The organism is Paraburkholderia sediminicola (assembly GCF_046026855.1).
Lineage (GTDB): Bacteria > Pseudomonadota > Gammaproteobacteria > Burkholderiales > Burkholderiaceae > Paraburkholderia > Paraburkholderia sediminicola_A.
Map to the genome: position 1 here is coordinate 214,899 of NZ_JAQQET010000011.1, position 12,078 is coordinate 226,976.

Below are 12,078 nucleotides of genomic sequence, written 5' to 3' on the forward strand. Positions count from 1 at the left end.
TCGCTTCGCGCCAGGCCCCCGAGGGGCAAGAAAATTTGGGGGCGGCCCTGCATTTTCCTGAAGTAATCGATGAGGTTCGCTCAACCGATCGTCATCAAATTCGCATTACCGCCTGCTGCTGCCGTATTCACGCTGACCGAGCGTTCCGTCAACAGACGCTCGAGCGCGTAGTCCTCATCGCCGCTCTCCAGCGCGCGCGCCGCAACGCCCTGTACCGAAACAATCGGCCCCGACCGTTTCGCAACCTCCTTCACCAGCGCCAGCAGTTCGTCGCTATCGCCTTCGAACAGCACCGCTTCGAACGGCGTATCGGCGCTTTTCTTCACGCTTGCGTAAGACTTCAACGCGGCAGGCAACTGCGACACCAATTGTTCACCAGCCGCGCCTTCGAACAATGCGCGATTTCCCGTAGCCAGTGCCGCGGCAAACTGCACGCGCGCACCGCTCGCCGTCGATGCGATACACAGGACCGTGCCGCGTGCGCCCAACGTGTACGTGTTGCGCTCGCCGGTGGGCCCCGACAATACCGCAGTTGCGCCCGCCGGCACATGCGACAGATAACCGTCGCAGCGTGCGGCCAGCACCGGCTGCTGTTCGCCGATCAGCCAGTCACGCAGCGCCGTCAAGGCAGCGGACGGGCTGTCGCTGCGATTATCCCCGTTCGAGCCCGTTTGCGGCACCTCGACGATCAACGACTGCGCCAGCGATTTCGGCAAACCAGCCGGACGCGTGGCCAGCAAACGCTGCAGATACAGCGCGCCACCTGCTTTCGGACCCGTGCCCGACAACCCTTCACCACCGAACGGCTGCACCCCGACCACCGCGCCGATCACATTGCGGTTCACGTAGATGTTGCCGACATGCGCGCGGCTGATCACGTGCGCGATGGTTTCGTCGATCCGCGTGTGGATGCCGAGCGTCAGGCCGTAGCCGGTCAAGCGGATCTGTTCGAGCAGTTTGTCCAGCTGGCTGCGACGGTAACGCACCACATGCAGCACAGGGCCAAACACTTCTCGCTTCAATTCGTCGATGCTGTCGAGTTCGATCAGCGTCGGCGGAACAAACGTGCCTTGTGCGCCACCTTCCGGCATCGGCAGTTGCTCGACCTTGCGGCCTTTCTCGCGCATCGCCGCGACGTGCGCGTCGATGCCGCGCTTCGCGTCGAGGTCGATCACCGGGCCGACGTCGATCGACAGGCGATCCGGATTGCCCACCGACAGTTCGCGCATCGCGCCCGTCAGCATTTCCAGCGTGCGGTCCGCAACATCTTCCTGTAGACAAAGAACGCGCAGCGCGGAACACCGTTGACCGGCGGAATCGAACGACGACTGCAGCACGTCCGCGACCACCTGCTCAGCGAGCGCCGACGAATCGACGATCATCGCGTTCTGGCCGCCCGTTTCGGCGATCAGCGGAATCGGCTTGCCTTCCGGGTCGAGGCGGTTCGACAGCGTTCTGTTGATCAGACGCGCGACTTCGGTCGAGCCGGTGAACATCACCGCACGGGTGCGTGGATCGGCCACCAGCGCGGCGCCGACCGTCTCGCCGTCGCCCGGCAGCAGTTGCACCGCGCCCGCCGGCACGCCGGCTTCGCGCAGGATACGCACGGCTTGCGCGGCGATCAGCGGCGTTTGTTCGGCTGGCTTCGCGAGCACGGTGTTGCCGGCTGCAAGCGCCGCGGCCACCTGGCCCATGAAGATCGCCAGCGGGAAGTTCCATGGGCTGATACACACCACGGGACCGAGCGGGCGGTGCGTGTCGTTGGAGAACTCGTTGCGGATCTGCGTCGAGTAATAGCGCAGGAAGTCGATCGCTTCGCGGATTTCCGCGACCGCGTTCGCCAGCGACTTGCCGGCTTCGCGCACCACGAGACCCATCAGCGTATGCATCTGCGCTTCGAGCAGATCGGCGGCACGCGCGAGGCAATCGGCCCGGGCATCGACCGGTGTGGCTTGCCAGATCGGTGCGGCAGCGACCGCGTGTGCCAATGCGGCGCTCACGTGTTCCGATGTCGCTTCGACGACCGTACCGACGAGGTCGCGATGATCGGCCGGGTTGCGCACATCGCGTGCGACGCCCACCGCGATCTCGTTGTCTTCGAGCATCGGCGTGGCCCGCCACGGATGATGCGCGCTCGCCAGCAATGCCGACGACAGCGACGCCAGACGATGCTCGTTCGACAGATCCAGGCCCATCGAATTAAGACGCTCGGCGCCAAACAGATTGCGCGGCAGCGGAATCTTCGTATGCGGCGCGCCGAGCGGGACGACCTTCGACGCTTCGTCAACGGGGTCGGCGATCAGGTCCTTGATCGCGACGCTTTCGTCGGCGATGCGATTCACGAACGACGTGTTCGCACCGTTTTCCAGCAGACGGCGCACGAGGTAGGCGAGCAGCGTTTCATGCGTGCCGACCGGCGCATACACCCGGCACGGACGGTTCAGCTTGTCGCGACCGGTGACTTCTTCGTACAGTGGCTCGCCCATGCCGTGCAGGCACTGGAACTCGTACTGGCCCGGGTAGTAATTGTTGCCCGCGAGGTGATAGATCGCCGACAGCGTGTGCGCGTTGTGCGTCGCGAATTGCGGATAGACAGCATCCGGCGCGCCGAGCAGCTTCTTCGCGCAAGCGACGTAGGACACATCCGTGTAGATCTTGCGCGTGTAGACCGGATAGCCTTCGAGGCCGTCCACTTGCGCACGCTTGATTTCGGTATCCCAGTACGCACCCTTCACGAGGCGGACCATGATGCGGTGACGGCTGCGGCGCGCCAGATCGATCAGGTAGTCGATCACGAACGGACAGCGCTTCTGATACGCCTGCACCACGAAACCGATGCCGTTCCAGCCGGCCAGTTCCGGATCGAAGCACAGCGCTTCGAGCAGATCGAGCGAGATTTCGAGGCGGTCAGCTTCTTCAGCGTCGATGTTCAGGCCGATGTCGTAGCGGCGCGCGAGGATCGCCAGCGAGCGCACACGCGGCAACAGTTCGCTCATCGTGCGTTCCTGCTGCGAACGCGAATAGCGTGCGTGCAGCGCCGACAGCTTGATCGAGATGCCCGGGCCTTCGTAAATGCCACGGCCGCCGGCCGCCTTGCCGATCGCATGGATCGCCTGTTCGTACGAGGCGTAATAGCGCTGCGCGTCAGCTTCGGTGGTGGCCGCTTCGCCGAGCATGTCGTACGAGTAGCGGAAGCCGCGCGCTTCGTACTTGCGGCTGTTAGCCAATGCTTCGGAGATGTTCTCGCCAGTGACGAACTGCTCGCCCATCAGGCGCATCGCCATATCGACGCCCTTCCTGATCAGCGGCTCGCCGCCCTTGCCGATCAGACGCGTCAGCGCCGAGGAGAGCCCCGTTTCGCTATTGGTCGTCACCAGCTTGCCGGTGATCATCAGGCCCCACGTCGCGGCGTTGACGAACAACGACGGCGCCTGGCCGACGTGCGATTTCCAGTCGCCCTTGCTGATCTTGTCGCGGATCAGCGCGTCACGCGTGGCGCGATCGGGAATGCGCAGCAGCGCTTCGGCGAGGCACATCAGCGCCACGCCTTCCTGGCTCGACAGCGAGAATTCGTGGATCAGCCCTTCGACACCGCCGCCACGGCTCTTGGTGCGCAGCGTTTCGACCAGCTTGCCGGCCATGGCCTGCACGTCGACCGCGAGATTCGCCGGCAGACGCGCCTGGCCGACCAGGAACGGCAAGCATTCCGGCTCGGGACGGCGGTACGCAGCGGTAATAGCCGCGCGCAGCACCGATTGCGGTTGCACGTTCTGCGCAAATTCGAGGAATGGATGCGACGCACCGTCTTCCTCCTGCTCCACCGTGGCGCCATCAGCCAGATCGGCCGAGCCGGTGTGGCCCGACAATTCAGGCGGCAACTGACCGTGCTCGATCTTTTCGAGGTATGCGAAGATCGCCTGCTTGATCAGCCAGTGCGGAGTGCGTTCGAGGCGAGTAGCGGCATCTTTCAGCCGGGAACGCAGGAGGTCGTCAACCTTGACGCCGAGGGTGGTGCTAGCCATGTTTCCTTCTTCGGAGACCAGACGAATTCGCTGGCGAAAGACTAAAAGTTGAGCGAATCGTACGCTTCCCAATAAAAAGGTGCAACCATGCGCCACGCATGGTTGCACCTTCGTGAAAGCCTTGTGCAGTGGGGGTTTGCTGCGGATGGCGCTGCAAGTGGCGACAGCGGTTGCGATCAGTACTTTCCCTGGCATGATTCTTTTCGCTTTTACCCTTATCAGATTGCGCGGCGTGCCGTTATACAGACATGGGTAGTCGCGGCCGCAAGGTACGCACAAAAAACGGTACGGGGTTTTAGAGGACTGGCGAAATGGAAAAGTGGTTGGTGGTATTGGGTATCTGGGCGATGTGTGCGACTTGCGCTGTGCTGTTTATCCGCGGCGCGACAGGCGGTGGCTCGGGCAAACGCACGGCTGCGGAAAAGGGCGTACGCCCGGCGTCGCGCGCATCGGCTGGCGATGCGCGGGCAGCTTTGAACGATTAAACGGAAGACCGGCGATAGACGTAGCGCCGCCGGTTGCAACTGAAACAGCGAGCAGTGAATATGCGCCGCCCCGGTTCAACCCGCGGCGACGCAAGCACGCACGTCAGTGAGGCGGCATCAGCTTGAACTGAGCGCAGGTGTCGTCGGGCGAAACGAGCTGGTCGTGCAGACGGCATAGCCGGCTGTCCGCCACACTCGCGCCAAACCCGGAACCGAACACGGCGAGGCCCGGAATGCTCTGCTCCAGTGAATGCCGATCTTCGGCGCGATACCGGCAGCTTGCACAGCGCGGCGCACACGCGTCGCCGCGTGCGTGGGCCGTGCCGGCTATGCGGACAGCCTCGCTCATTACGAGCCCTGCCCCAAGCTATTCCAGTACGGTGCGAACACGTGCGCGGACAGCGCGTAGCCGATGGCGATATTGACAACCACGCCCGCCGTAAACGCGAGGAACGGTTTCAGGCCGGTGGCCGAAAGCGCACGCAGGCGCGTGGTCAACCCGATGCTCAGGAAACAGAACGTGAACGCCCACGTGCGCAGCGCGGTAATCGGCGCAACGAATTCGGGCGTGACGACCTTGCGGTAGTCGGCCAATGAGTAGTGGCTGGCGATCCACGTCACCAGCGCCGACGCAATTACGAAGCCGATCACGAATTTCGGAAAACGCGCCCAGATTTCACTCGCATTGGCCTTGGCTTTAACGCCGCTGTCCTGCGATTCCCAGCGCGTCGTCGCAACGATCGCCAGCACGAATGCCCAGATACCGATCCAGATATCCCGGCCGACCACCTTCATCAGCGTGAACGCCTGCAGCGACGCCTCGGGTGCGCCGGCAATCACGCCGCCCGCGTGCTTCGCGAAGTCGCCGTAGGCTTGCGCGGCCGCGATACCCGCGGCGTCGGCGAATTCAGACGTGCCGATCCACGCGCCCGCCACCGCCGTCGATAGACCCAACGACCGCGATGCGAACGGCAGCACGAAGATCATCACGATGGCCCACAACACGACCAATGTGATCGCCACCGACGCCTGTTCGCGCTTGGCCCGCACCGCGCCGGCAATCGCAATCGCTGCCGACACGCCGCACACCGCGCCGCCCACGCCGAGCACGGCCGCAAACCGCCGGTCGAGGCCGAGCGCCTTGCCGACAAAGAAGATCACGAAGAACGTCACGAGCGAGACGATAGTCGCCTGCCCCACCGCGACCGGCCCCGCCCACACCAGCAAGGTGAACGGCAGCGTCGCGCCAAGCAGCACGATGCCGACCTTGATGTAAAACTCCACGCGCAAGCCCGCTGAAAACCACTCGGGCAACTTGAACACATTGGAAATCAACAGGCCGAGCGCCAGCGCGACGAGCGGCGGCTCAAGGTTGTATTTCGACGCGTTGACCCACGCGCCCAGCGTGAAGATCAGCGCCGATGCGATAAACAGGATCAGGAATGACGCCAGAAAAGCGCCCACCCTCTGTTTCAGCGCAGCGAGACTCACACCGAAGAGCAACGCGAACGCGACGAACAACGCGACATAGTTCGGCAGATGCTTGCCGATGTCCTGCGCCGCCTGTCCCACGCTCGACCATTTGACCGGCGCCACCGCCAGCCACTTGATGCTGCTGCCCGAGGCGAACAGCGCCCAGGCAATCACGATCACCAGCAGGCCGATCCAGACGGCCCACCAGTCTTCAGTCGAAAAGAGTCCGCCACCGTGCGTGCTGTGGCCGCTGCGCGGTTTGCCGGGCGCGGCGCCGGTAGGCAGCGTCTGGTTGGTATCGCTCATCGCAAATGCCCCGAGAAAGTTAAGGTGCATCGGCGCGGGATTTTTGAGTTTTGCCTGAACATGCGCCGATTCGGCGAAATATAGGCGAGCGACGTCGCAAAGCGAAACGACCATTCGCTCTATGAATATGACTTAAAGGAGTAACGCCGCGAAGCGGCCGGCAACAGGCGTTAGATGTCGAGCGGGTCGACTTCGAGATTCCAGCGCAGCACGCCTTTCACGCCGCGCAGCATCGGCTGCCACGCACGCAACGTAGCCTGCAACGCGGCCCGCGACGCGCTCTCAACCAGCAATTGCGCGCGATGCACATGCATCACTTTGACGATGGTGAGCGGCACGGCGTCATAGACGGTCACGCGCTCGGCCGCCGGGATCTCCGACAGCGCGGCGGCGGCCTGCTGCAGGAAGGCGAGCGCGGCTTCGAGCGTGCGGCCTTCGGCGCGCAGCAAGGCCTGGTAGGCGAACGGCGGCAGATGAGCATCGCGCCGCTCGGCCAATGTCGAATTGGCGAAGCCGACGTAGTCATGCCGCGCCAGCGCGTGATACAGCGCGTGGCGCGGATAGCGCGTCTGCACCAGCACTTCGCCCGGCAAACCGGCACGGCCGGCACGGCCGCTTACCTGCATCAATTGTGCGAAGAGGCGTTCGCTCGCGCGGAAGTCGTGTGAGAACAAGGCGGTGTCGGCGTTCAGCACGCCGACCAGCGACACTCGCTGGAAGTCGTGGCCCTTCGCGATCATCTGCGTGCCGACGAGGATGTCGACCTCACCCGCGTGGACATCGGAAAACAGCGCCTGTGCACTGCCTTTGCGGCGCGTGCTGTCGGCGTCGATGCGGAGCACGCGAGCGCCGGGCACTGCGCTTGCCAGCGTTTCTTCGACGCGCTGCGTGCCGCGTCCCATCGGCGCGATGTCCACATTGCCGCAGTCCGGACACGCGCGTGGAATGCGCGATTCCCAGCCGCAGTGGTGGCAGCGCAGCGCGCGTTCGGGTTTGTGCAAAACGACGTAGGCGCTGCAGCGGGGACAGCCGGCGACCCAGCCGCAGGCGTCGCAGGCAAGCTGCGGCGCGTAACCGCGCCGGTTCAGGAACACAAGACTTTGCTCGCCACGCTCGAGCCTCGCCTTCAGCGCGGCGATCAGCGGCCCAGACAAACCCTCCACCGAGGCCCGGCCGCGTCGCCGCTCCTCTTCCAGATCGACCAGCCTGACAGTCGGCAGGACAGCTTCGGCGACGGCACGGCGCGACAGGGTGAGACGCTTGTAGCGCCCCTGATCCGCCTGCCACCAGCTTTCCAGCGACGGCGTGGCCGAGCCGAGCACGACCGGCAAATCGAGTTGTTTGGCGCGATAGATCGCCAGATCGCGCGCCGAATAGCGCAAGCCTTCTTGCTGCTTGTAAGCCGGATCGTGTTCCTCGTCGACGACGATGATCGCGAGTTTCGGCAACGATGCAAGTACCGCCAGCCGCGTGCCGAGCACGATGCGGGCGCGGCCGGTGTGCGCGGCGAACCAGTTGCGGGCGCGTTCGCCTTCTGCAAGACCGCTGTGCAGCGTGACGATCGACGTGCCTTCGAGCGCGGCAAAGCGCGCCCGGAAAGCCGACTCGAACTGCGGCGTCAGATTGATTTCAGGGACGAGGACGAGTGCCTGCGCGTCAGGCTTCGCCGCCAGAATCTCGGCGAGCGCGCGCAGATATACCTCAGTCTTGCCGCTGCCCGTCACGCCGTGCAGCAGGAACGACGCGAAGCCGTTCGCGTCGCGGATCGCTTCGACTGCGGTTGCCTGTTCGTCGGTGAGGGTGGGTAAGGTGGGTGCGGGGGTATCCGGCGATGCGGGAATGGCGAGCACTTCGGCGGCTTCGATCACCTCCAGCGCAACCCAGCCTTCGGCCTGCCAGGCGTCCAGGGTTGCAATGGCTTTGGGGTGGAGCGCGCGAGCGTCGGCGGCAATCAGAAACTCGGCCTCGGCCAGGGCTTGGGCAAGCTTGCGCAACGCGCTGGCGCGCGCAGGCAAAATTTCCGGCAACGCGGCGCGTCCCTCCGCCGTCAGGCTGTAACGCTCTTCCGGTGCGAACAGACGCGACCAGCGCGAAGCGTCACGCAGCGCTTGCGGCAAAGCGGGCAGGGCCACTTCCCCAAGGCCACGCTGATAGTAGTCAGCGGCGAAGGCCGTGAGCGCCAGCCATTCGGCCGACACCGGCGGGCAGGCTGTGCAAACATTGTTGATCGCCCGCAGACGGTCAACGGGCACGTCACTGTGAGTGGTCACTTCGCATACGAGGCCCACCACATGGCGCTTGCCAAACGGCACGCTCACCAGCATGCCGGGTGCGACACGCTCGGGCGTGTCGCAGCAATAGTCGAACAAAGTCGGCAGCGGATGATCCAGCGCGACGCGGACGAACACGTCACTCACGCGGCGATGTGGATCGGATGAACGGATGCGGCATGACGCCGCATCACGGCGTATGTCGAGCAAACGGCGAACCCATCGAAGTTAAAGTAAAACTTCAATTTCGGCGCTAAGTTTTGGATTCGGCTGAACAATTGCAATCGGTCCGCTTGCCTGTGGATAACTTTGTTGAGAACTTCGCCCAGAAGGGCTTGGAACCGCGCCGCAGCGGCCTTCTGTGGGATTCCACACACTTTGTCGCGGCCCCGTGAAACCCTTGCCAGACAAGGCTTGGATCAAATGCGCCCGCAATGTGCAAGAGCCAGGACACGACTAAAGCTTCTACCGCGCCGCAGCGTGATCAATGTGCATAAGTCAAGTCTTGACTTTCGCGGGACCGCCATCTGACGGCCCATTGACTGCAATTTTTCCCTTAGAGCAAGAGCCCAGTTCGCTGCACTGCAGCAAAAATGGCAACGTTTACGGCCTCAGCTTGGTGCATGCGCGCCGCTGCGAATCGCACGGCTATGACGATGCACTTCGTCCACGAGTTCGGCGACATTCTCCGGCGGCGTGAATTGTGAAATGCCGTGGCCGAGATTGAAAACGTGGCCGGGATGATTGCCGAAACTATCGAGCACCGCGCGCGCTTCCATGCGGATCGAAGCCGGCGGAGCAAACAGCACCGAAGGATCGATGTTGCCTTGCAGCGCCACCTTGCTGCCCACGCGCTCGCGTGCCTTGCGCAGGTTCACTGTCCAGTCGAGACCGACCGCATCCACACCGATATCGGCAATCTCGTCGAGCCACAAACCACCGCCCTTCGTGAAGGTGATCACCGGCACTTTTTCGCCGCCGTGATCGCGCTTCAACTGGCTCACGACCTGCTGGATGTATTGCAATGAGAAGCGTTGGTAGACGCCGTCCGCGAGTGCCCCACCCCACGTGTCGAAAATCATCACGGCTTGAGCGCCGGCTTCGATCTGCGCATTCAGGTAAGCCGCAACCGATCTGGCGTTGACGTCGAGAATACGGTGCATCAGGTCCGGGCGCGCGTACAGCATCGATTTGACCGTGCGGAAATCCGCCGACCCACTGCCTTCGACCATGTAGCACGCCAGTGTCCACGGGCTGCCGGAAAACCCGATCAGCGGCACGCGTTGACGGCCTTGCGTGTCGGTGAGCGCGGTGCGGATTTCGCGTACCGCGTCGGTCACGTAGCGCAGCGTGGCGTCGATATCCGGCACCGCGAGGCGTGCCACATCGTCTTCGGTGCGCACCGGCCGGGCGAATTGCGGACCCTCGCCAGCGACAAACTCGAGACCCAGGCCCATGGCGTCCGGCACCGTCAGGATGTCGGAGAACAGGATCGCGGCGTCGAGCGGATAGCGCTCGAGTGGTTGCAGCGTGACTTCCGTTGCGTACGCCGGGTTCTTGGCCAAGTCGAGAAAACTGCCCGCGCGACTCCGCGTGGCGTTGTATTCCGGCAGATAGCGGCCAGCCTGCCGCATCAGCCAGATCGGTGTGTAGTCGGTCGGCTGGCGCAGCAGCGCGCGCAGGAAAGTGTCGTTCAGGAGTTTATGGGCCACGTTGCGTACGACTGAAGGCAAAGGGGCATTTTACCGGACCCGGCTCGCTGCATCGCGCTTGATGCAGGCAATAACTCGCGCACGCGTTGCTTGCGGCCGGCTTTTTTGCCGACCCGTGCGACGCCATGACCTGGCTGAACGGGCAATGTTCAAGCGCGAATTGCCGGGCTATCATCCACCGGCCTTACCAAACAATTACGCGCAACCAAGGAGACTCGATGAACAAGGCAGCACTCACACTGCTCGGCATTCTGGCCGGTGTATTGATGCACGCAGGCGTGGCCCAGGCGCAGACCAGCGCCACCGCCGCGGCGCCCTCACGGCTCGACGAAATCCTCGCCCGCGGCACGTTGCGCGCCTGTACAACCGGCGACTACAAGCCGTACTCGTTTTACAAGCCGGACGGCCAGTTCGAAGGCATCGATATCGACATGACCGAATCGCTCGCCAAATCGCTCGGAGTAAAGGCGGAATTCGTCAAGACGTCGTGGTCGAACCTGATGAACGACTTCGTTGCGAAATGCGACATTGGTGTGGGCGGTGTTTCGCCAACGCTCGAGCGCCAGAAGCGCGCGTTTTTCACGCAGGCGTACATGGTCGACGGCAAGACGCCGATCGTTCGGTGTGACGACGTCAACAAATATCAAACGGTGGCGCAGATCGACCAGCCGGCGACTCGCGTGATCGTCAATCCGGGCGGCACTAACGAGCGTTTCGCCAAGCAGTATTTCCCGCATGCGAACCTGACCGTCTATCCGGACAACGTGACGATCTTCAAACAGATCCTCGCCGGAAAGGCCGATGTGATGGTCACGGACGCGTCGGAGACCTTGTTGCAGCAAAAGCTGAATCCGGGTCTTTGCTCGGTGCATCCGGACAAGCCGTTCCAGTACGGCGAGAAGGCCTGGCTGCTGCCGCGCGGCGATGTGACGTTCCAGCAATACGTGGATCAATGGTTGCACCTGGCGCGAGCAACCGGCGAATATCAGGCAATCTCGGACAAGTGGCTGAAGTGATCCTTGCAGGGGTCAGCCTGTGTTCCGCTCGATCGGGAAGGCAGGCGCAGCCTGGTCGATTAATAGGTCCGCATGGCTGACACAATCGTGTAACCGGCCTCCCGGGTGTTAAGCAAAATCCAAACAATGCGGTTGAACAGGGCCCAACGAACCGGGCCTTTGCGCATCTTTCCCATCTGCGGAGGATGTTGCGGTGCAACGCGCGCGATCGCCCGCAAATCTGGCAACTTCGTGACGCCGGAAAAGCGCCTGTAACACAGCCGATTCGCTCCAAAAAAGATGAACGTGCAACCATTTCATGCGGAATCGACTGAACGGATTACGCCGCAGTATGCGTCACGAATAGCATCAATCAGGCGTATGAAATTGCGCATGAGTCATCGGTAAAAAATACGTTTAAAACAGTTGGGATTGGAAATAAATCCCGCAACGCCTTATCTGGCGGGCGTTACAACCTGAAACACTTTGTTACCGCGCTCGTAGGTTAATTCGCCCACAATGCCCTCAACGGTTTCAACACGGATGTGGCTGGGTGCGTGGTGTGAGCGGATACGATGCACTTGCCGGTCGGCGTATGCCGAAGCCCTGTAAAGGGGCATCCCTGCTGGGGCCGTAGTCGACGTAGGGTCGTCGTCTCAGTTGGTTCCACCTTTGGTCTCCTCGCGCTAACCCCGTAGCGTGTGGTTTTTAGCGGGCTCCAGGCCCGCTTTTTTTTCGTCTGGTCAAACGTTTGCGAGCTTCGTAGCGGTTCGATTTTGCGGGTTTCCAACCGCGCATTTTCCCGCTAGCTGGTT

Annotated in this window: 7 protein-coding genes; 2 read left to right on the forward strand and 5 right to left on the reverse strand. The window is 62.8% G+C overall.

The features are described from left to right. Positions 1-80: 80 nt before the first annotated feature. A complete protein-coding gene (putA, locus tag PQR40_RS14870) occupies positions 81-4,022 on the reverse strand; it encodes a trifunctional transcriptional regulator/proline dehydrogenase/L-glutamate gamma-semialdehyde dehydrogenase (protein ID WP_408334867.1) in 3,942 nt (1,313 codons plus the stop codon). A 311-nt stretch (positions 4,023-4,333) separates the two neighbouring features. Between putA and PQR40_RS14875 the strand changes: the two genes are divergently transcribed. Continuing rightward, positions 4,334-4,507, forward strand: coding sequence for a hypothetical protein (locus PQR40_RS14875; protein ID WP_408225970.1), 174 nt, complete (start codon positions 4,334-4,336; stop codon positions 4,505-4,507). A gap of 103 nt (positions 4,508-4,610) precedes the next feature. Here the strand turns inward: PQR40_RS14875 and PQR40_RS14880 are convergent, their stop codons facing one another. From PQR40_RS14880 to hemE, 4 genes are all read right to left on the reverse strand, one after another. Further along, the gene (locus PQR40_RS14880; protein WP_408225967.1) at positions 4,611-4,856 is read right to left on the reverse strand and encodes a hypothetical protein; all 246 of its coding nucleotides are present in this window, start codon (positions 4,854-4,856) and stop codon (positions 4,611-4,613) included. Further along, positions 4,856-6,286 (reverse strand): YeiH family protein, encoded by a 1,431-nt coding sequence (locus PQR40_RS14885; RefSeq protein ID WP_408334870.1) that lies wholly within the window; start codon positions 6,284-6,286, stop codon positions 4,856-4,858. Before PQR40_RS14885 ends, PQR40_RS14880 begins: the two co-directional genes overlap by 1 nt. 170 nt (positions 6,287-6,456) lie before the next feature. Beyond that, on the reverse strand, positions 6,457-8,703 hold the full coding sequence (locus PQR40_RS14890) for a primosomal protein N' (protein ID WP_408509275.1): 2,247 nt from the start codon (positions 8,701-8,703) through the stop codon (positions 6,457-6,459). A 464-nt stretch (positions 8,704-9,167) separates the two neighbouring features. After that, positions 9,168-10,268: a uroporphyrinogen decarboxylase gene (hemE, locus tag PQR40_RS14895; RefSeq protein ID WP_408509276.1), complete on the reverse strand. Its 1,101-nt coding sequence runs from the start codon at positions 10,266-10,268 to the stop codon at positions 9,168-9,170. Between the two features lie 218 nt (positions 10,269-10,486). On the opposite strand from hemE, the gene PQR40_RS14900 reads away from it, so the two are divergent. Next, on the forward strand, positions 10,487-11,284 hold the full coding sequence (locus PQR40_RS14900; protein ID WP_408225955.1) for a transporter substrate-binding domain-containing protein: 798 nt from the start codon (positions 10,487-10,489) through the stop codon (positions 11,282-11,284). Positions 11,285-12,078: the final 794 nt, after the last annotated feature.